Source organism: Exiguobacterium sp. s130 (assembly GCF_018619055.1).
Classification (GTDB): domain Bacteria; phylum Bacillota; class Bacilli; order Exiguobacteriales; family Exiguobacteriaceae; genus Exiguobacterium_A.
In genome coordinates, this window is record NZ_JACSNI010000006.1 from 104481 (window position 1) to 125042 (window position 20562).

19 protein-coding genes are annotated in these 20562 nt (G+C 45.8%); 12 read left to right on the top strand and 7 right to left on the bottom strand.

Annotated elements, in window-relative coordinates; all coding sequences use genetic code 11:
- Positions 1-58: 58 nt before the first annotated feature.
- The 3 genes from HZS85_RS14160 to HZS85_RS14170 all read right to left on the bottom strand — a co-directional run bounded on the left by HZS85_RS14160 (position 59) and on the right by HZS85_RS14170 (position 2467).
- Positions 59-991 (bottom strand): aldo/keto reductase, encoded by a 933-nt coding sequence (locus HZS85_RS14160; RefSeq protein ID WP_214856594.1) that lies wholly within the window; start codon positions 989-991, stop codon positions 59-61.
- Between the two features lie 13 nt (positions 992-1004).
- The gene (locus HZS85_RS14165) at positions 1005-1895 is read right to left on the bottom strand and encodes an aldo/keto reductase (RefSeq protein ID WP_214856595.1); all 891 of its coding nucleotides are present in this window, start codon (positions 1893-1895) and stop codon (positions 1005-1007) included.
- Positions 1896-1981: 86 nt separating this feature from the next.
- On the bottom strand, positions 1982-2467 hold the full coding sequence (locus HZS85_RS14170; RefSeq protein WP_214856596.1) for a cupin domain-containing protein: 486 nt from the start codon (positions 2465-2467) through the stop codon (positions 1982-1984).
- A gap of 156 nt (positions 2468-2623) precedes the next feature.
- Here HZS85_RS14170 and HZS85_RS14175 point away from each other — a divergent pair, with 156 nt between their 5' ends.
- The 3 genes from HZS85_RS14175 (at position 2624) to HZS85_RS14185 (ending at position 5461) form a co-directional block, all read left to right on the top strand.
- Positions 2624-2905, top strand: a complete 282-nt coding sequence (locus tag HZS85_RS14175; protein ID WP_214856597.1) for a putative quinol monooxygenase — start codon at positions 2624-2626, stop codon at positions 2903-2905.
- A gap of 231 nt (positions 2906-3136) precedes the next feature.
- Entirely contained in the window at positions 3137-4540 is a 1404-nt protein-coding gene (locus HZS85_RS14180; protein ID WP_069940101.1) for a YfcC family protein, read from the top strand.
- Between the two features lie 99 nt (positions 4541-4639).
- The gene (locus HZS85_RS14185) at positions 4640-5461 is read left to right on the top strand and encodes a DUF1028 domain-containing protein (protein ID WP_214856598.1); all 822 of its coding nucleotides are present in this window, start codon (positions 4640-4642) and stop codon (positions 5459-5461) included.
- 39 nt (positions 5462-5500) lie between these two features.
- Here HZS85_RS14185 and HZS85_RS14190 read toward each other — a convergent pair whose 3' ends face one another.
- Positions 5501-7138, bottom strand: coding sequence for a glycosyl hydrolase family 28-related protein (locus HZS85_RS14190; protein ID WP_214856600.1), 1638 nt, complete (start codon positions 7136-7138; stop codon positions 5501-5503).
- 141 nt (positions 7139-7279) lie between these two features.
- Here HZS85_RS14190 and HZS85_RS14195 point away from each other — a divergent pair, with 141 nt between their 5' ends.
- The 4 genes from HZS85_RS14195 (at position 7280) to HZS85_RS14210 (ending at position 10769) form a co-directional block, all read left to right on the top strand.
- Complete coding sequence (locus tag HZS85_RS14195) at positions 7280-8047, top strand: hypothetical protein (protein WP_214856601.1); 768 nt, start codon at positions 7280-7282, stop codon at positions 8045-8047.
- A gap of 49 nt (positions 8048-8096) precedes the next feature.
- Positions 8097-8603, top strand: coding sequence for a hypothetical protein (locus HZS85_RS14200; protein WP_214856617.1), 507 nt, complete (start codon positions 8097-8099; stop codon positions 8601-8603).
- 254 nt (positions 8604-8857) lie between these two features.
- Positions 8858-9841, top strand: coding sequence for a YhdH/YhfP family quinone oxidoreductase (locus HZS85_RS14205; RefSeq protein ID WP_214856602.1), 984 nt, complete (start codon positions 8858-8860; stop codon positions 9839-9841).
- 67 nt (positions 9842-9908) lie between these two features.
- On the top strand, positions 9909-10769 hold the full coding sequence (locus HZS85_RS14210; protein ID WP_214856603.1) for a hypothetical protein: 861 nt from the start codon (positions 9909-9911) through the stop codon (positions 10767-10769).
- A gap of 106 nt (positions 10770-10875) precedes the next feature.
- On the opposite strand, the gene HZS85_RS14215 is transcribed toward HZS85_RS14210, so the two are convergent.
- The 3 genes from HZS85_RS14215 to HZS85_RS14225 all read right to left on the bottom strand — a co-directional run bounded on the left by HZS85_RS14215 (position 10876) and on the right by HZS85_RS14225 (position 14523).
- On the bottom strand, positions 10876-12411 hold the full coding sequence (locus tag HZS85_RS14215) for a M4 family metallopeptidase (protein ID WP_214856604.1): 1536 nt from the start codon (positions 12409-12411) through the stop codon (positions 10876-10878).
- Between the two features lie 173 nt (positions 12412-12584).
- The gene (locus HZS85_RS14220) at positions 12585-13016 is read right to left on the bottom strand and encodes a GyrI-like domain-containing protein (protein WP_214856605.1); all 432 of its coding nucleotides are present in this window, start codon (positions 13014-13016) and stop codon (positions 12585-12587) included.
- A gap of 19 nt (positions 13017-13035) precedes the next feature.
- Positions 13036-14523: an HD domain-containing phosphohydrolase gene (locus HZS85_RS14225; protein ID WP_214856607.1), complete on the bottom strand. Its 1488-nt coding sequence runs from the start codon at positions 14521-14523 to the stop codon at positions 13036-13038.
- Positions 14524-14778: 255 nt separating this feature from the next.
- Between HZS85_RS14225 and HZS85_RS14230 the strand changes: the two genes are divergently transcribed.
- The 5 genes from HZS85_RS14230 (at position 14779) to HZS85_RS14250 (ending at position 20441) form a co-directional block, all read left to right on the top strand.
- Positions 14779-17166: an immune inhibitor A domain-containing protein gene (locus HZS85_RS14230; protein WP_214856608.1), complete on the top strand. Its 2388-nt coding sequence runs from the start codon at positions 14779-14781 to the stop codon at positions 17164-17166.
- A gap of 274 nt (positions 17167-17440) precedes the next feature.
- Positions 17441-17641, top strand: coding sequence for a cold-shock protein (locus HZS85_RS14235; RefSeq protein WP_023469752.1), 201 nt, complete (start codon positions 17441-17443; stop codon positions 17639-17641).
- Between the two features lie 119 nt (positions 17642-17760).
- Entirely contained in the window at positions 17761-18726 is a 966-nt protein-coding gene (locus tag HZS85_RS14240; protein ID WP_214856609.1) for a ring-cleaving dioxygenase, read from the top strand.
- Between the two features lie 78 nt (positions 18727-18804).
- On the top strand, positions 18805-19104 hold the full coding sequence (locus tag HZS85_RS14245) for a DUF3817 domain-containing protein (RefSeq protein ID WP_035411945.1): 300 nt from the start codon (positions 18805-18807) through the stop codon (positions 19102-19104).
- Between the two features lie 104 nt (positions 19105-19208).
- Positions 19209-20441, top strand: coding sequence for a DEAD/DEAH box helicase (locus HZS85_RS14250; protein WP_023469749.1), 1233 nt, complete (start codon positions 19209-19211; stop codon positions 20439-20441).
- Positions 20442-20562: the final 121 nt, after the last annotated feature.

A 20562-nucleotide genomic window follows, 5' to 3' on the forward strand; every position in this document is an offset into this window, starting at 1 on the left:
ATACGAAGTTCAGCATGATTTTTCGCCTATTCTGCTCATGTGTATAAGAAGAGAACGATCAGCTAAAAATTTGGTCGATTTTTTTGATATCCTCTTGCGATAACTGAACGTCTAACGTACGCAACGTATCTGTCACCTGATCCGGGCGTTTCGCACCAGGAATGATGGCATCGATGCCATCTTGTGCCAAATACCACGCGAGTACGACGTGTGCGACTTCCGCATCGTGTGCGTCTGCGATCGGACGCAGTTGATCGACTTTTGCGAGGTTTTGTTCAAAGACGTCTTTTTGGAACAACGGGTCGTTTTTTCGTAAATCATCAAACGTCGTCTCTTTCGTATATTTCCCTGCCAATAACCCAGCGGCGAGTGGGAAGTACGGAACGAAGGACATACCGTTCTCAACGATGTACGGAAGTAACTCTTTTTCCGCATCCCGTTTAAACAGATTGTATTCTCCTTGATAGACGTCGACATGTCCGTCCTTGTTCGCTTCCTTCAGTTGTTCGAGTGAAAAATTCGAGACACCAATCGCGCGAATTTTTCCTTCTTTTTTTAGTTCAGCAAGTGCAGCGACGGCTTCGTCCTTCGGTGTCGACTCATCTGGGAAATGGATGTAATATAAATCGATATAGTCTGTTTTAAGACGTTTTAAACTCTCTTCGACCGATTGACGGAGAAAGTCAGGTGAGTTGTTCATGACGACGTTTCCGTCAACGAACTGATGCGCACCTTTCGTCGCGAGGACGACATCTTCTCGAGCGACCGTGTCGTGCCAGACTTCACCGACGAGTTCCTCCGAACGTTCTGGTCCGTAGATGAAAGCTGTGTCGAGGAAATTGATCCCTTGCTGTAACGCGACACGAACGAGATCGCGTCCGGCTTGCTCATCGAGATTTGGATACAAGTTGTGTCCACCGACAGCATTCGTCCCGAGACCGATTGGGTGAACGAATAGGTTAGATTGACCGAGTTGAACATGTTTTGTCATGAAAATGACCTCCTTAAACGATATCGAGTGGTTCTTTTTTTGTTGGTGCTGGGAACGCTTGATCAAGTGCAGCTAGCTCTTCTTTTGTTAAATTCAAAAGTGCGGCGCGACCGTTGGCTTCGACATGATGTGCTTGTCCTGCTTTAGGAATTGCGATGACGTCACCTTCACGCATCGCCCAAGCAAGTAAGATCTGTGCCGGTTCAACACCATGTGTCTCAGCGAGTTCCTCGACGGTCGGATGATTCAGGAGTTGATCACGCAGTGAACCACCTTCAGCTAGTGGGCAATACGCCATTACTGGAATACCATGTTCGCGTAGTAACGGGAGCAGTTCATACTCGATTCCGCGTGAGCCGAGGTGATAGAGTACCTGATTGACAGCACACTGGTCACCGTTTGGTAGCGCCAACAGTTCTTTCATGTCTGATACGTCAAAGTTCGATACACCCCAACGGCGAATCTTGCCCTCTTGTTTTAAGGCTTCCAGTCCTTCAACGGTTTCCTTTAGTGGAATGTCGCCACGCCAGTGAAGAAGATAGAGATCAAGATAATCCGTACCGAGACGTTCAAGCGATTTGGAACAAGCTTTTTTTAACGCTTCCCCACCAGCATGATGAGGATAAACTTTCGAGACGAGAAAGACTTCTTCGCGTCGATCAGCGATTGCGTCGCGAATTAATTCTTCAGAGGCGCCTTCCCCGTACATCTCTGCCGTATCGATGAGTTCCATTCCGCTATCGAGACCGACGCGGAGTGCTTCGATTTCAGCTTCATGTTTCTCCGATTCTTCCCCCATCCGCCATGTGCCTTGTCCAAGTGCCCGAACGTGCGTCTGATCTGGAAACGTCACTGTTTTTTGTTTTAATGCAGCGAGTATTAGCGTCTTTTCTGTTGCGTTCATTGAATTCCTCCTTTAAGTAGATAGACAATAGTAGGGTTTACCACGCGAACTCCGAACAAAAACGTCTTCTTCAAGAGAAAGAGACGTCACCAATGCTCAAATAAGGGACCATGATCACCGAGGACGGGATCTTTTTTGGGACGCATTACCTGGCGGATACGCTGAAGGTTTTCCGGGCGTTCACTTGTTTGACCGGTCAACGTATCGTAGTCTTGACCATTCGGATAGGCACCGACCACACGGAAGTGTCGACTTGTATCAAGCGCTTTGTGTCCTGTGCCTGCAGGAAGTAAGAGAACGTCTCCACTCGTCAAGGTGAAGGTCTTACCGAGTGGACCACCGAGTTGGACGGTCGCATGTCCTTCGAGAATACCAATCACTTCATGGGCGATACTATGATAATGATGAAAATCAAAAATGCCATCCACCCAGCTATTGCGCCAGTCATGTGAATGGAAAGTCTGTTCGATGCGTGACGGTTCTTCAAATGCATGCCGATAAATCAACACCGGAAAATTAGGGTTATTCGGAATATGTCCGTCATCCTCAAAGTAAAATACCTCAACACGCATCTTCGTTGCTCCCTTCTCTGATGTGGTAAAAAGTAATAATTCCCTCTGTAATTACCCGTAATTATATATCATCAATCGTCCGAGCATCTTTATGGCGTAACGAATCGGGAGGTGCTACGATGCTTAAGTTAACGAAATTACAAAGGAGGCTTTCCGATGATCGCCATCGAAGCAAAGTTAGAAGTACAACCCGCAAAACGAGAAGAATTTTTAGCAGCAACTAAAACATTAGTAGCAGGATCGCGTGCTGAAGCTGGAAACATCAGCTACGATCTGTTCCAAAGTACAGAAGACGAAAATGTCTTCATGATGATTGAAAAATGGGAAGACCAAGCTGCGATCGAAGCTCATAACACAAGTGCTCATTTCGGACAATTCGTTGCATTTGCTCAAACAGCTCTTGCTAAACCATTGGATGTTCAATCATTCCATGCATAATCATAAGAGATTGACGTAACACATAAGGAAGGTATTCGGGGTTCATGGCCTAAAATACCTTCCTTTTTTGTTTCATGCGACACGGTTGATCAAAGCCTCTACTTTTAACGAAACTTTAAGTTAGCAGTATTCCACTTTTCTTTTACAATCATATGACATTTCATTGAAACTGTTAGTTTTTCCCTGATTAGGGCATTATTCTTATAAAGACACAAAAAGGAGGCTTTTATCATGAATGAACGAACGAATGCACCAGGGTCGAAGCGATCATTCTTCAAGATGCCTCATACTTACGCCATTATCATGGCAATTCTCATCATCTCAGTCATCTTGACGTATACACTTCCAGCAGGACAATTCGATCGTGAAAAGCAAGACGGACAGACTGTCGTCATCGATGGTACATATCGCGCGGTAGAGTCTGCGCCTGTCAATCTCTTTGGTTTATTTGAAGCAATTCCGCAAGGCATGGAAGCGGGTGCTGCGATCATTTTTTACATTTTCTTAGTTGGCGGTGTCTTCGGTATCATTCGTCAAACCGGTGCTATTGAAGCGGGAATCAATCAATTAATCCGTCGATTTGGTCAAAAAGGGCACATCATGATTCCGATGACGATGTTCGTCTTTTCGATTGCCGGAGCAACGATTGGTATGGCAGAGGAAACGATCATCTTCGTGCCGATTGGGATCATGTTAGCGCGTGCACTTGGATATGATGCGATGACAGGAGCTGCAATCGTTAGTTTAGGAGCGGCGGTTGGTTTTGCTGGCGGGATGCTGAATCCGTTTACGGTAGGTGTCGCTCAATCAATTGCGGAAGTACCGCTCTTTAGTGGTCTCGGGTATCGAACGGCTGTGTATATCGTATTTTTAGCGGTGACAATTCTTTATGTCATGAACTACGCACGGAAAGTCAAACATGATCCGGCGCGCAGTCTTGTTTATGATCTCGAACAACGTCGTTCGGAAGAAGCAGCGACGACGATTTCGCGCTTTTCGAAACGTCATGCTTTCGTCTTACTGGTTTTAATCGGTGGGATCACGCTCAATGTGATCGGAATCTTTGAGTGGGGCTGGTATTTGACGGAATTAACCGCATCCTTCTTGATCATCGGGATGATTGCGGGAATCGTTACGCTTGGTGTGAACGGTACGTTCGAGAGTTTGATTGACGGGGCGAAAGCCGTGACGTTCGGTGCATTGATCGTTGGCTTTGCTCGTGCGATTGTCGTCATTCTTGAAGAAGGTCGTGTCATTGACACGGTCATTTACGGCTTATCGAATGCCGTAGGACATTTACCGACGTTCTTTGCCGTCATCGGGATGTACGCCGTGCAATTGATTACGAATTTCTTCATTCCATCGGGAAGTGGACAAGCGGCGACGACGATGCCCATCATGGCACCATTGTCCGATTTATTAGGAATCGAGCGTCAAGTGGCTGTCTTGGCATTCCAATATGGGGATGGATTGACGAACATGATTTTCCCGACGAGCGCACATTTGATGGCGTTTCTCGCGATTGCAGGCATTCCGTATGAGAAATGGTTACGCTTCGTTTGGAAACTCTTCGCGATTTGGATTGCCTTGGCATGTGCTGCCTTATTACTCGCTGTGACACTTGGTATTCAATGAAGTCGACCTTCCGGACATGTGTCTGGAAGGTTTTTCAGTTGCAGGAATCGGGAAGCGTTATCACGAACGGAATAGGTAATGACTAAAGGGGGAACTGAAGTGACATATTCAATCGTTGGGTATTGTGAAAAAGAACAAGCATGGGGCGTTGCCGTTCAGTCGAAGTTTTTAGCGGTCGGGAGTGCTGTTCCGTTTGCGAAGGCAGGAGTGGGTGCGGTAGCGACACAGTCGTTTGCAAACACGACGTATGGTCCTGAAGGATTGCGGATGATTGAACAAGGCGCTTCAGCGGACGAAGTGCTCCGTCGATTGACGGAAGCAGATGAAGGACGAGCGGATCGCCAGGTCGGGATCATCGATGCGAATGGCAAAAGTGCGACTTTTACGGGAGAGAGATGTAACGACTGGGCAGGCGGAATTGCGGGGAAACATTTTGCGGCGCAAGGGAATATTCTTGTAGATGGCAATACGGTCAAAGAGATGGCACGTGTCTTTGAATCGACGCAAGGGCCACTCGCAGAACGGTTGTTGCGTGCGTTGGCTGCGGGGCAAGCAGCAGGCGGGGACTCACGTGGAATGCAATCAGCAGCACTGCTCGTCGTCAAGGAAGGTGGCGGGTACGGTGGATTCAACGATCGCTATATTGATCTACGTGTTGATGATCACCCGAATCCAATTGAAGAACTCGAACGCATCTATCAATTGCACACACTTTACCTACAACCGAGTAAGCCGGAAGAAATCAAGCCCATCGATGATGCGTTAGAGTCGGAGTTGATGGATAAATTATTGACACTTGGCTATCGCGGTGATTTCGAAGAAGCGCTCCGGACATATCTTCATACGGAAAACTTTGAGATGCGCGAACAAGCGGATCGTGCGATTGATACACGTGTCCTCGCGTACATTCGATCCCAATGAAAACGACAGGATGGACCACAGTCCATCCTGTCGTTTTGTTCATGCTTGCGTCGACTGAGCACGAATCGGTACTTTAAATCCGGTCGCGATGAACCGTTCCATTTCCGGTTCCGATTTAGCATTCAAGCCAACCGTCCCATCTCCTTTTAGTGCCACATTCGTTAACTTAACGCGATTGATGTCAGGACCGATCGTAATCCCGTGTTTGGCAGAATCCTCGATCCGGATATCCCGAAGGCGTACATCCTCAGCTCCGTTTTCTCCACCAAAGATTTGAATATCCGTTTTTGCGTGGCGAAATCCACTCATTTTTAACTGACTGATCGTAACGTTGCGCGCCTTATATTGTATTCCGATCATTGGCTGTTCTTGGTAGTCATAATACGGATCACCTAGCACCGTGAAATCATGAATGACGACATTACGATAAGCGGAAACGACGAGTGCGCGCGGTTTTGAATTCGTATATAGCTCCGTATATTGAGGAGTCTGAGCAATCAAGCGTGTTGCGATGATATTGTAAGCCGTCTGAGACGTTGGATCACTTGCTTGATGATGCCCGATATGGCGAAAATTAAAGGCACGGTGGTCATCAATTGATAAATGACCAACGATTTTAACAGTTGAGGCAGCAGAAGAGGTCGCATGCGCCTTGATTTCAAGTCCACCGAAGCAACGACTTGATGCGTTATTGAATAACCAGACATCGCGTGACCCATCATCGATTTCAATCCCGTTCGAATTGGAAAAACCTTCTGCATGGGCACGTCCACTTGGGTCATGCATAAAGCAGTTCGAGATGAAGAGATGGTCACTATGATGCGTCGTGATCCCGTCGTCTCCGAACCCGTAACCGGTTAATCCATCGAACCAGATGAATGAACTACTTAAGTTCGCTCGAGCACCGTCCCCGTTGTAATTGTAATACGGTGTCGAAATATCAAAACAATGGAGTCCTGGATTGACAGCTTCAACATCAAAGACCCAACCATAAGTGACATGTGCGTATGTGAGACAACTGGAGTGATTGCCCCATGTGCTACTTTTCTTTGCGTCACCGATTCGTTTGATGTTCCAATCAAGCGTCATTTTCTCAACAAGCAGGTGATGATTGCCAAGGAGATAATTTTGGTTCGTTACAAGACGTCGTCCTTTAGGTGCGTCATCGTGCATCTTTATAATCGTTTTCCCTTTGCCAGCTCCCGTTAAAATCGTATAACTAGGTAAACGAATTCCTCGAACGATGTACGTACCGGCTGGAACATGGACTTGTCGATGTCCATCACCGAGGGCTTCGATGAACGCTTGTGTATCATCTGTCTGTCCATCACCGACCGCACCATAGGAAGTGATATCAACGATTTCGACTTCACTGATCAAACGTTCGAACTCATGATTGAGCCGCCCGAACCAACTCGGTCGAATCTCATCGTGTGGCGTTACGAAAGCTGGTGTCAGCGGTAAAATATGTTTATCACGGTTTGTCAAAAATAACGGTGAGATCATCGAACGAAGTGTTCGACTGAGGTTAGGATCACGTCGTGGTGCAATAAATGTACTATCGTGTAGTAGTCGTTCTGCTTGTCGAACAGCCTGTTCGTTGCTTGATGTTTCAACGTATTCTTGAATCAGCGCCGCATTTTGATACGGATCATGCGTGTGATCGAGTTTCAACATGAAATAGTTCTCCTCTCTGAATAGGTCTGTCTACCTTTTCCCCTCTAATTGAACAATCATTCCTTGTTTCATAACATCCATAAAAATACACTAAAACTATACAGTTGGATTATAATGGATTTATAAAAAGGAGGACTTTTGATGTCACTTTGCAAACGACTCGTAATTGGTATCGGATTGATTTTGCTGATATTAGGGATCAGTAAGCCGCTTACGGAAGCGGCTTTTCAAGCATTGAAGCCACAAGCGATAAAGATGTCAGGAGTCGAAACGAACGGATCGTGTAAACCGAACTGTAAGAAAAACGGCAAGCTGTTAAACATTCCATTTCTTTCGTGGTTGCCTAAAAAGCAGACGAAGAATGACGAAGATTTACGTGTTTGGAACACGAATGAAAAGCCCAAAAAGCAGAAAGACCTCAAACCGAAAAAGAATAAGCTCATCGTTGTAGGGGTTGAAAATGCTAAGCGAGGTATAAATGAAAAAGGGGAATCGTCCTCATCGATGTTACTGATGAGTCTGATTGTTCTACCTCTATTCATCATAAGCTATATCGTTTGGCGGAAACGTCGAAAGACCAAGAAACAGGATGAGGACTCGATCAGAACTGACACCCCGTTACAGTCCTTAGACAACGACTTTGTTATAAAAGAGAACTCGATCGAGCTACCAAATGCCTGGATTCGTAAACAACTCATCCAGTTCAATCAGATACTCCCGACCCGCTTACGGCGACATGATACAGAAACACTTCAGGAATGGTGCCTGCGTATCGGATTCCAACCGTCACATGTCCTAATAAAAGCCTATCTCTTAGAACGCTATACAGACCGAGATACTACGATATCGGAGATGGACAAGCAAACGATTCAGGGGGAATTTGGAGCCTTCGTCCATCAGTTTGATTGAAACCTTTTGAAAGGAATGACGTAAATGGAACAGGAAAGGGGAGTTGATGATGTACCTAGCAGATGCCGTGAAATTAAAGAGTATTCTGAGGAAACAGCTTGATCAGCTGATTGAAGAGATGGAGCGCGTAGCGTTCATTGATTTAGAAAAGGGAGAAGCACTCCCCGCACAACAAGGCCGGAGCTTAACCGACGTCGAATCCGCCATGGACATCGTGCGTCATGATATGCGAGTCTTGGATCGTCTCGTCTACGCGGCGAATCTAGAAACTGTCATCGTGACGGATGAAGGAGAAATGCCGCTCGTCGAAGCAATCGAGTGGGCGACCCAATTGCGGGCAAAGGCACAAAATTATCAGATGCTCGCAAGTCGACCAAAACGCGAGTTCCAATACGGATTTGAAGGGACGACGATCATTCGTCATGCCTTATTCGATCCAGATGCCTATCGCTTAAAAGCGGAGGAAGTGGAACGGCAAGCACACAAAGTATCGAATGCGATCAATGCCGCGAACTATCAAACGACAATTGACTTTGATGGTGGACGTTATATGTAACTCCTTGACGTGGTGAGACTCCACGTCAAGGAGAGGGGACGGACCTCAATTTTCCTCTGTGGAGAAGAGATGGCGACGGCAAACCGATGACCATGAACCATTGACAGACTGACCTGTTACCTTTGACCACCTATGGAACGCTGATGTTTTTTCCGTCCCCGTTCCCTGTCGTTTCTTTGAGAAACGACAGGGATTTTTAGTGTGTCGATGGAAACAACAGGGTATAGAGAAGCACAAGAGAAAGGAGAGACATCATGAAACACACTTTTTCAGCATTCGTCGTACGAGAGGTGGATGGGAACTATGAAGGGAAGGTTGAGGCGAAACAAGTCGATGATTTACCGGAAGGAGACGTCTTAATTCGTGTCACGCATTCCTGTGTCAATTATAAGGATGCCTTATCGATGTCGGGTAATCGAGGGGTGACGAAATCCTATCCGCATACACCAGGCGTTGACGCAGCAGGATATATCGAACAAACGACAGATGAACGGTTTAAAAGCGGTCAAGCGGTCGTCGTCAATGGCTTTGATTTTGGAATGAATACCTCGGGCGGATTTCAAGAATACATACGCGTACCAGCCGATTGGGTGACGCCACTTCCAGAATCCATTCGCCCATTAGAAGCGATGCGACATGGAACGGCAGGATTGACAGCAGCGCAATCAGTCGATGAACTATCACGAATTGTCTCAAAGGAGACAGGCCCCATCCTTGTGACTGGAGCGACAGGAGGTGTCGGTACGATTGCGATCGCCTTACTGATTCGATTAGGCTATACAGTACACGCCGTAACCGGGAAACGAGTAGAACAAGAACGATTACTTAAAAAAGGTGTGGCGGAGGTATTAGACCGCACTACGTTCTTAGAAGAAACAGACCGTCCATTAAAAAAAGGAACGTATTCAGGTGTCATTGATACGGTAGGGGGTCCATTGCTCGCATCCGTCATTCGCTTCGTACAGTATGGTGGTGTCGTGACGACGTGTGGTAACGTCGGTGGGGCAGAGATGACGCTGACAGTCTATCCCTTCATCCTGCGTGGCATTCGTTTGATTGGAATCGATGCGGTACAAACACCAATTGCATATCGAGAGATCTTATGGCAACGGCTAGCGGATGAGTGGCGCGTCGATCTTGAACCAGAAGTCGACGTCAAAAAACTGAACGACTTACCTAAAATCGCAGAAGCTCTGCTGACTTCTCGTCATCGTGGTCGAACTGTCATCGAAATTTAAATATTTCGAGTAAACATTGGTGGTATAGTGGGGAAAAACTGTGTCGACTTTTCAGGAGGAACCATACATGAGTGAACACCAACAAGAACGACAGTCTCGACAAGAACGACGGAGACAGAAACGCAATCGCCGAGGGATTGCGTTTGGCGGTATTTTAGCAACGCTATTCATCGTAGGTGGCTGGTTGTATATGTTGACGAATAACGATGTCTCTCAAGCAACATCGACGCTTGAGAAGCCGAAAACGACGGATCAAGCAACGAAAAACGAAAAGTCGAAGAAAGAGGCAGCCTCGACAAAGGATCCAAAAGAAGCGAAAAAAGAGAAGAAGAAATCAAAGAAAAAGGCGGCAGAGTATGCGCAAGCAGCTTGGGTGACACGTCCGTTCGCGAACGTCTATCGCGATGCAAGCCGAAGTAGTGTCATTTATAAAGCAGATTTAGGTGATGTCTATGAGGTATTGGATGCAAAAGACGGAATGGTCCACTTGCAACTCAACGATAGTATCGAAGGGTATTTGCCTGAGACCGATGTCCGATTAGAAGCACCAAAAGGAACATCAGATAAAGCAGTCCTTACGGCACTCTCGCAAGCAGTTGCCAACCAACCGATTGATAAGCCGGAGCAGTATCTCGGAAAACCAATTGCTGACTTCGAAGCAAAATATGGTGCTGTTGGTAATACGCAACAGGACGCGGTCAATACGTATTACTTCTCGAATGCTGGATATCTGCTCGTCGTCTCGGATGGAATCATTGAAGCGATTGACTGGACGAATGCTTCGACTGGTGGATTATCGACACTGGGTGAACCCGTCGTCGATACGAGCTATGGTACGTGGTACGAGGGAGAATCTTTACAACTAAAAGTGTTCCCGGATAACGGAAAGATGCGTTTACGTCTTGCGCGTGATCCTGGACAAGAATGAATGAACGGCGGATTTGCTTCAAGCGAATTCGTCTTTTTTTGCGCAAAAAACCTCCCGAGTCCGACACTCGGGAGGAAATATGAAAATCCTTTGGGAGGAGATTTTCTTAGTAGACGCCTACTGCATCAAATGATTTCGCTGCAGCTGTTGCTTCTGCACTTGTTGAACCGTAAAGGTCTTTCGCCGATTGAACGACTGCTGCACGGAGTGAGCTGAAGTTCGAGTTCGGAGTCAAGTACACGTTGAGAGCACGGTAGTAGATCGCACCGAGTTTCGGCACGCCGATTCCTGTGACAGATACGTTGTAGAACGTTCCACCGTTACCGAGGAGGTAAGCGGCTTTGTTGACGATACCAGAGTTGATGTGGACACCACCGTTATCTTGTGTACCTGTGTAACGTTTAGAGTAGTGATCTGGATCGCCGTAAGCTGCTGGATTCGACATCGAGCGGAGTGCGTCACCGCTGACTCCTGGTGTGTAGATGTCTTCTCCTACGAGCCAGTCGAAGTTCGATCCGACTGAGTATTCAGCAACCGTACCCATGATATCTGAAACTGCTTCGTTGATTGCACCTGATTCATTTTGGTAAACGAGGCCAGCTGTGTATTCTGTGACAGCGTGTGTCAATTCATGCGCTACGACGTCAAGTGCGCCTGAGAGGTATGTGAACGTTGAACCGTCTCCGTCACCGTAGACCATCTTCGTTCCATCCCAGAATGCATTGTTGTAGCTTGTTGAATAGTGGACAGATGAGTTTAAGGCAGCGCCTGCGTTGTCATAACTGTTGCGACCATATGTGTTTTTGTAGAAATCATATGTTTTCGCAGCGTTGACATGTGCGCTGACAGCAGCGCGGTCATATGTCGTATTGAACTTGTTATCGAGGTCAGACCAGAGTGTTCCTGGAAGTGTGTTGCGGTTCTTCGCATCATATGTGTAGATGCCTTTACCGCGAGTTGAATCTTGAAGATAGTAGTACGAGCCACTCTTCACTGTATTAAATGATGCGCTCGTGCCAAGAACTGTTGTTCCTGTACCGACTGCATTTGTTCCCGTAACTGTGTTGACTGGCTTCGCATGTGCCAGTTGGTCGAACTTATTAAGTACTTTACCTGAGTTTGCATCAATGAAATATGTCCAGCGTGATGGTTCTTTACCAGCGAGGACCGTCGATGTCACTTTATACGCATAGACTGCATCATTTTTAACAGGATAGATGACGAGTTCTGCTTTTGGAGCGACTTCGAATTCAGAAGCCTTGATTGCTTTTTGATAAAGTTTGATGGCTTTCTTTTCAGAGAGCGTTGCTTTTTTCGCGAGACCTGGTTTTCCTTTGACGTTGATCGCATCGTTTACGATTGCTTTCAAAGTACCGTCTTTCGCGACGTTCCCGACGACGACACTACCAAAGACAGGGACGCCATTCACTTCTTGTTGGAGACGTACAATCTGCGAAGATCCGTCTTTTTCGACATTCTGAACAGCAAAGTCACCTTTTTTGTTCACGAAATCTTTAACGATCGTTGCAGCTGGTTCTGACGAAGCTTTCGTGAGTTTACCAGCTTGAAGACCTTCTGCACCTACGACCGTAGGAACGACAAGTACACTTGCGACAAGCGATGTAGCGAGAAACTTTTTCAAAATAAATCGCCTCCTTGTTTGGGTTGAGTCTAACTATGCCAAAGAATTAAAAAAGCGAGAATAAGTCATTCGAATTAAATCGAATTTTCTGAATATAGTCCGTAGTACCTGTACTGAATTATTAAGTATGAAAGATATTTCAACGCAAAAAAAGAACCATTCAAGCGAATGGTTCAACGAATCCGTTGGTAGAGATGGTGGACATCGTCCCGAGTCTCATCAATCTTAAAGTCATTAGGATCAAGTTCAATCCCTTGTTTCGAGGCAAAGCGCTGAATTTTCTCAAATGACTTCCAAATTTCAATATCCGGTCCTTCATGTTTCCAAAAGACATAACGAGCAGCAGGAATCCGGTGACCTTTCATTCCTTTTGGAATATCGTCAAGTGACGAGACAGGATATCCAACACATTGCGAATATTTGGTTCCGTTTCGTTCGAGTGAGATATCGAGCGGATAGCTATCTGGTTTTGCAGGAATCTCATGTGAGCGTCTTGAAAATTCACGCCAGAGTTCCGGCATCAACGTATGCAGTTCGTTTTCTTCACATGTCAGTCCAAGACCAACAAAATAAAATTCATGACGTTCCACGATTTTAGGATGCATGAGAAACTCCTTTCCGTATTTACGACACGTCTTCAATCGGCGAACGTTTCAAGTCTAGAAAAAGATGCGTAAAGGTGGCGTCCCATTGCGTACCCATGCCCTCTTCTAAGATGGATAAAGCTTTTTCCACTGGCATTCCCTTGCGATAAGGACGGTCGGATGTCATCGCATCATAGGCATCAGCAATCGCCATGATCCGACCGAAGAGTGGAATGTCCTCTCCTGCGAGTCCTTCCGGATACCCCTTTCCGTCATAGCGTTCGTGATGGTACTTTACCCCAGGAAGAATTGGTTGTAACGTCTTTGGCAGCTGAACTTGGGATAGAATATGCACACCGATGACGGGGTGTTGCTGAATGATCTGGAATTCTTCGTCAGTCAGGCGACCTTCTTTTAATAACACATCGTCGCGAATGCCGATTTTTCCGATATCGTGCAATAGTGCTGATTTGCGTAATAGCTCGATTTGTTCATACGGCAGGTTGGCAGCCGTAGCGATTTCCACTGAATAAGCAGCGACACGAAGCGAGTGTCCTGCCGTATAAGGATCGCGGGCATCAAGTGTTGCGGCAAATAACGTAAACAGACTGTCCAGCAATTGCTCATTTTGTTCATCGCGTTTTTTGATTCCTTCCATCATCAGGTTAAAACCAGAGACGAGGTGCGAGAATTCATCAGAATACGGATTCGGTAACGAGACGAGACGATTGTTTTCAACATCTTGAATGCCTTGTTGAAGAATCGCAATCGGTTTTCGAATGTTCTCATAAAGAAGAAGACTACAAAACGTCGCGACGGATAAGATGACGATTAAAATAAGCGTCGACCAGCTCCAATAAGAGCGGAGGCTTTCATTTTCCGTTAATTGAACGGCTGAGGCGAGCACGAACAGCATGATCGGAAAAACACCGATAATCAATGTGCTGATCAGCATTTTTTGCTTTAACGTGACGACCGTCGTTTTTCTTGGAACATCAAAGCCATGTTCGAAGGCATACTTCTCTAACGTGAGGAGCATATGCTCCGTAACGCGGTAGGTTAGAAAAAATTCAATCAGACCGTGTAAAATCGCGACGAGAACAGCACCAAAACAGGCGAGACCAATCAAGTAGTACGGCATCTTTAACCACTCTTGAGAGATTGCGAGTGCTGTCAGGAGTGATGCGGGAACTGAGAGACCTAAGAAGTGTGGTCCCATGATGCGTTGAACAGTCAGAACCGGAAAGTGATGGGTCGTTTGATAAGCCTCTTGGAAAGAGGCGAGTGAAGGAATCTCGTTTTGGAAGAAGCGTCGTAAGGCACCGATGTGCCGAGAATAAATCATATATTCGAGTAAGAACATCAGACTGACAGATAAACCCATGATACCCATTAAAATCAACTGTTCATTCCTCGTGAAGGTAAGGGTCTCAAAAATAAACAGACACCCGACGCCGAACACCGCGATGAATGAACCGAGCAGATAGTTTCTTAGTAAGTAGCGTTCAAAACGTTGTAAAGCGCTCATTATATCCTCCCTTTAGTGAGTTAGAGTGCTTTCAGCGTACCGTTTTCTAAAACGGTGGAAGGGTGTTTTTTTGAAAAAAAGGTGAAAGAATCTTTTGAAAAACTTTTGAAATTAATACTCAAAAATAGGTATGGTCATAAAGCACTAATTATCTTAGAAAAGATTGATTAAGGAAGTAAAATAAACTAAGATTTGAATATTCAGAAAAGTATATTAATCTTTTACTTTTCACTACTACATAGGGGGTCAATTCACGTGGGAAAAAAGAAACAGCTTAGCTTAGCCGTACTGTCTGGAATTACGGCAGCTGCTTTTGCTGTCGGTCCGGTCTTACCTGGTGGGCAGGTAAAATCCGTACAAGCAGCAGAAAAAGCAGCCTCTGGTGCACCAATGGACTTAAATACGGTCGATCAGGATCGTTTAGTCAAAGTGCTTGAAAAACGTGGGGTCATTTCAAAAGCAGCTTCAGCCGCGACGAAGCAACAAGCCGTTCAAAAGTATCTTGATAAAAAGGCGAATGGGAAACCGGCAGCCGATCATGATCATCATGAATCAAGTAAAGAAGCCGCATTCGATAAGAAAACAAAAGATTTCTTATCGAAACAGAAAGATCAATTGGCTAAACAATTAAAGAAAAAGCATGACAACTATAAAAAAGGCAATCCGAATGGCTTCGTCAAAGTTGATAAAGCGAAACAGGCTGCCTATAACGGGGCAACACGGACGGATAAAGTCCTCGTTCTTCTCGTCGAATATAGCGACTTCAAGCATAATAACGTCGTGCAGGAGCCTGGATATATGTATTCGAATGACTTCAACCAAAAACATTATCAAGACTTAATGTTTGGTGATAAGGAATTCAAACTCTTCAATGGAGAAAAAGTAAAGACATTCAAACAATATTACGAAGAGCAATCAGGTGGAAGTTATTCCGTTGACGGGAAGGTTTCGAACTGGCTAACGGTTCCAGGAACTGCTAAGGATTACGGTTCAGATGATCCAAAAGGCGGGAATGATAATCTACCGGGAGCAAAAGGACCACGCGGGCTCGTTAAAGATGCATTGAATGCTGCTGTCAAATCAGGCATTAACTTAGCAGAATATGATCAATTTGATCAGTATGATATGGATGGTGACGGTAACTTAAATGAACCAGATGGTCTCGTCGATCACTTGATGATCATTCACGCGGGTACTGGACAAGAAGCGGGTGGCGGTAAGCTCGGTGACGACGCGATCTGGTCACACCGCTGGACACTTGGTAGCGTATATCCTGTAGCGGATACGACGGCAAGCGTCAATTACTGGGGCGGAAAAATGGCTGCATATGATTACACGGTTCAACCAGAAGATGGTGCAGTCGGCGTCTTCGCGCACGAATTTGGTCATGATCTTGGACTTCCTGATGAGTACGATACACAGTACACAGGTCAAGGTGAACCGATCGCTTCATGGTCGATCATGAGTGGTGGTAGCTGGAATGGTAAAGTTGCTGGAACAGAACCAACAAGTTTCTCGCCACAAAACAAAGAGTTCTTCCAAAACGTGATGGGTGGAAACTGGGCGAACATCCAACAGATTGATTTTGATTCGCTCACTAAGGCAGGGACGGCATCGTACCTCGACCAAAGCGTAACGAAATCAAAAAATCCAGGGATCATTAAAGTGAACTTACCGAAAAAACCGGTAAAAGGAATCGATCCAGCATTCGGTAAAAAGTATTACTACAGCACGAAAGGCAATGATTTGCATACGTCAATGACATCTCCAGAGTTCGATTTGACGAATGCAAAAGAAGCGAAGTTCGACTTCAAAGCACTCTATGATGTTGAATTCGATTATGACTTCTTGACAGTCACGGCGACTGCTGGTGGTCAATCGAAAGTCATCGATACGATTGGTGATCAAGATACAGATGGCGACAAACGTGCCGAATCAACAAAAGGCGCATGGGTCGATAAATCATATGACCTGAGCGAATTTGCTGGTAAGAAAGTCACGTTGAAATTCGAATATGTTACAGATGCTGGACTTGCTCTTGACGGCTTCGCATTAGATAACGCGAAATTGACAGTTGACGGAAAAGTCGTCTTTGAAGACGATGCTGAAGGTACACCGAAGTTCACGCTTGATGGTTTCATCGCTTCAGACGGTTTCTCTTATGCTGATAACGCGTACTACCTCGAATGGCGTAACTATGCAGGCTCGGATAAAGCACTTGAGCATGCACGTGGCGTCAAGTACAACACAGGTCTTGTCGTTTGGTATGGTGACTCAAGCTTTGACGATAACTGGGTTGGCATTCACCCAGGTGAAGGATTCCTCGGAGTCGTTGACTCGCATCCTGAAGCAATCGTTGGAACACTTAATGGTAAGCCAGTCACGACAGGAAGCACACGTTACCAAATCGCAGATGCTGCTTTCAGTTATGATAAAGCACCTGCATGGCTCATCGATTCGCCATCACGTGGACTTTACGACTATAAAGGTCTTCCAGGTGTGACGAAGTTTGATGATTCAAAATCGTATATCAACCAGTTGATTCCGGATGCAGGGAAATTGCTTCCGAACAATGGATTGAAAATTCAAGTCATCGGTGAAGCAAAAGATAACTCTGCTGGAGCAGTCTGGATCCACCGTTAAAAACAGAAGAACAGGTTCAGTTTCAGCTGAACCTGTTTTTTGTTTGAGTTACGTAGAAGAAGTGGAATCAATTGGAAAAACATTGGTCTGGCAACTTGACTTTTAAAGCGCATCCATTTTATACTTACGTTAGCTTAATATTGTTATTGTCATTACGGATTCACATCGTGTCACGAACAATCTTTTCGTTGCTCCATGTATTTCGGGACAATAATGAATTCCTTTCATATGCTCAGCATATGTATTAAGTAATTTATTTTTGGAGGTTGTTCCCATGAACACAGGTAAAGTAAAATGGTTTAACGCAGAAAAAGGTTTCGGTTTCATCGAAGTTGAAGGCGGAGAAGACGTATTCGTACATTTCTCAGCAATCACTGGTGAAGGCTTCAAAACACTTGACGAAGGTCAAGAAGTTGAGTTCGAAATCACTGAAGGCGCACGTGGAGCACAAGCTGCTAACGTCGTAAAACTTTAATTTCAACTATTCAATCGTCCCTTTTCGGAGGGGCGGTTTTTTATTAGACTAATATCTTGAATTCAAGATATTAGTGCGTTATACTTCAATTACCAAATCATTTACAGGGAGTGACGAAGATGGAGCTACTTGGAATTCATCATGTATCAATCTTAACAGGCATGGCAGAGCGAAATTATCAATTTTATACGAAAATACTCGGAATGCGTTTGATTAAAAAGACAGTAAATCAAGATGACACGACATCGTATCATTTGTTTTATGGAGACGCGGAAGGGAATCCTGGAACAGATTTGACGTTTTTCGATATTCCACATCTTGGAACGGGTGTACCAGGAGCATCGAGTATTTCTTCGACATCTCTTCGTGTCAAAACAACAGCCGCTCTTCAATTTTGGAAAAAACGGTTTGAGGAAAAGGACGTTGAGCATGACGAAATCATTGAGCGTGCTGGACGACAGACACTGGCGTTTCGTGATCAGGAAGGAACGCGTTTGATTCTTGTCGCGGAAGATGGCGAAGTAGGTGTCGCAGGCGGTGTCCCATGGCCGCAAGAAGAGATTCCTTCTGAACATGCCATCGTTGGACTTGGAGCCGTGACATTGACGGTTAACGATCCGACACTAACGGTCCGCGTGCTGACGGAAGTGATGGGTTTCCGGAACGTTGGTCGCTATCCTTCACTAGCAGGTGACTTTGCACCGATTGAAGTCTATGCAACTGGAGAAGGTGGTATCGGAGCAGAGGTTCATATTGAGGCACGTCCAGATCTCGACCGAGAACGTCTCGGTCGTGGTGGTGTGCACCATGTCGCGTTCCGTGTACCGAACAGTGTGGAGTACGAGAAGTGGGTCGAACGTCTGAATGCTTATCACTTACCGAACTCCGGTAAAGTCGATCGTCACTATTTCCAAGCCCTTTACTTTCGGGAACCGAATCATATCTTGTTTGAGCTTTCAACAGACACACCAGGATTTGCGACGGATGAGTCGGTTGAAACATTAGGGGAGACACTTGCGTTACCTCCGTTTCTTGAGCCAAAACGAGCTGCCATCGAAGCTCGGTTACGACCACTCGAAATCTGACAATCCTGTGACACAGGTCACAGATGGATCGTCCATCCCGTATACTAAGAGCAGGAATCAGGAAAAAGGAGTGACGGGATGTTAAGAACTACGCTTGGGCAATTCCGGATGATTGCGATATTAGAAGGAATTTCGTTTTTAGTCTTACTGTTGATTGCGATGCCGTTGAAATATATGGCGGACATTCCACAAGCAGTTTCGGTCGTTGGTGCACTTCACGGTGTTTTATTCGTCATGTACGCGATCTGGCTCGCCGTTGTGAAATTCAAATACGATTGGTCGATCATCAAGGCGGGTATTGCGTTCATCGCATCATTCATCCCGTTCGGCACGTTCATACTCGATCGGAAGTTAAAACAGGAAGCAACAAACGCGTAAATTGTGTATACTGAATAGAGCACGGCTGTGGATAACTGTTTTTGTCTATGCGAAGCAGGTTATCCACAGCTTTTTTCTGTGGATAATTTTTAGGAGGATATATTATGTCAACATTTGAAACATTACACATCAGTGACCTGTGGATAAAAAAATTACAAAAACAAGGCATTAAGGAGCCGACACCGATTCAAGAACAGGCGATTCCATCATTACTTGACGGACGCGACTTGATTGGACAGGCGCAAACCGGAACAGGAAAGACACTAGCGTTCCTCTTACCGATTCTTGAGCAAATCGATGTCGAATCGCAAACGGTCCAAGCATTGATCGTCGCACCGACTCGCGAACTCGCGCGTCAAATCGCAGATGAGACCCATAAGCTGATTCGCAATACGGAACAGTACCGTGCTCTCGCAGTATATGGCGGACAAGACGTCTTTAAACAGATTCAACGACTCGGACGGATGCCGCAAATCATCATCGGAACACCAGGACGGATTCTCGATCATGTCGGTCGCGGCACACTAGACTTAAGCGAATTACGTACACTCGTCTTAGATGAGGCGGACCAAATGCTTCAAATCGGTTTCTTGCCAGAAATTGAAGATATCATCGAGGCAGCACCTGTTGATCGCCAGTTCGTCATGTTATCAGCAACGATGCCACCTAAAGTAGAGGAACTGGCGAAAACGTATTTGCGTAACCCAGTCGAAGTGCAGGTAGAAGCGGAAAGCATCACTGTAGAAGCGATCGAGCAGTTCGTCGTCGAGACGACGGATCGTCGCAAGCAGGCGACACTACGGACGATGCTTGACGAGATGCGTCCATACGCAGCCATCATTTTCTGCCGTACGCAACGTCGTGTCAGTAAATTAAACGAAGAAATGCAGATGCAAGGGTATCCGACGGATGAACTGCATGGTGGGTTGACGCAAGGGAAACGGGAAAAGGCAATGGCGAAGTTCTATCAAGGAAAAACACAATTCCTGATTGCAACAGACGTCGCTTCCCGTGGACTCGATGTGACAGGTGTGACACACGTCTTCAACTACGATTTACCGGACGATGCCGAAAGTTATGTTCACCGGATCGGTCGGACAGGACGTGCTGGGAACGATGGAATTGCCGTCTCGATCGTGACACCGAAAGATGGTCGGACGTTCCGTGATATGGAACGTGAATTGAACATCTCGGTCACGCCAATCGTCGTCGAATTGTCTGAAGAGGCGATTCGCGCACAGCACGACCAGAGTAAAGGATCACGGAAGACGACAGAAGGACGTGGAAACACACGTCGTTCGAATAATCGTCGCCCGGGACGCGCACATCGTAAATAAACAGAAACAAGATAAAAGAGCCGGTCCATCTTTGAACTGCCCCATAAAAGTTGGACATAAAAATCCAACTTTTATGGGGTGTTTTTTATGGTCAAATATACGAAGGCATTTAAGATCAAGG

Excerpts from the sequence above, each read along its gene's own strand:
- HZS85_RS14225 (WP_214856607.1), bottom strand. The coding sequence starts at position 14,523 with ATGAGCGCTTTACAACGTTTTGAACGCTACTTACTAAGAAACTATCTG.
- HZS85_RS14170 (WP_214856596.1), bottom strand. The coding sequence starts at position 2,467 with ATGCGTGTTGAGGTATTTTACTTTGAGGATGACGGACATATTCCGAAT.
- HZS85_RS14210 (WP_214856603.1), top strand. The coding sequence starts at position 9,909 with ATGAGTGAACACCAACAAGAACGACAGTCTCGACAAGAACGACGGAGA.
- HZS85_RS14180 (WP_069940101.1), top strand. The coding sequence starts at position 3,137 with ATGAATGAACGAACGAATGCACCAGGGTCGAAGCGATCATTCTTCAAG.
- HZS85_RS14200 (WP_214856617.1), top strand. The coding sequence starts at position 8,097 with ATGTACCTAGCAGATGCCGTGAAATTAAAGAGTATTCTGAGGAAACAG.
- HZS85_RS14250 (WP_023469749.1), top strand. The coding sequence starts at position 19,209 with ATGTCAACATTTGAAACATTACACATCAGTGACCTGTGGATAAAAAAA.
- HZS85_RS14175 (WP_214856597.1), top strand. The coding sequence starts at position 2,624 with ATGATCGCCATCGAAGCAAAGTTAGAAGTACAACCCGCAAAACGAGAA.
- HZS85_RS14165 (WP_214856595.1), bottom strand. The coding sequence starts at position 1,895 with ATGAACGCAACAGAAAAGACGCTAATACTCGCTGCATTAAAACAAAAA.
- HZS85_RS14240 (WP_214856609.1), top strand. The coding sequence starts at position 17,761 with ATGGAGCTACTTGGAATTCATCATGTATCAATCTTAACAGGCATGGCA.
- HZS85_RS14190 (WP_214856600.1), bottom strand. The coding sequence starts at position 7,138 with ATGTTGAAACTCGATCACACGCATGATCCGTATCAAAATGCGGCGCTG.
- HZS85_RS14195 (WP_214856601.1), top strand. The coding sequence starts at position 7,280 with ATGTCACTTTGCAAACGACTCGTAATTGGTATCGGATTGATTTTGCTG.
- HZS85_RS14235 (WP_023469752.1), top strand. The coding sequence starts at position 17,441 with ATGAACACAGGTAAAGTAAAATGGTTTAACGCAGAAAAAGGTTTCGGT.
- HZS85_RS14160 (WP_214856594.1), bottom strand. The coding sequence starts at position 991 with ATGACAAAACATGTTCAACTCGGTCAATCTAACCTATTCGTTCACCCA.
- HZS85_RS14245 (WP_035411945.1), top strand. The coding sequence starts at position 18,805 with ATGTTAAGAACTACGCTTGGGCAATTCCGGATGATTGCGATATTAGAA.
- HZS85_RS14220 (WP_214856605.1), bottom strand. The coding sequence starts at position 13,016 with ATGCATCCTAAAATCGTGGAACGTCATGAATTTTATTTTGTTGGTCTT.
- HZS85_RS14205 (WP_214856602.1), top strand. The coding sequence starts at position 8,858 with ATGAAACACACTTTTTCAGCATTCGTCGTACGAGAGGTGGATGGGAAC.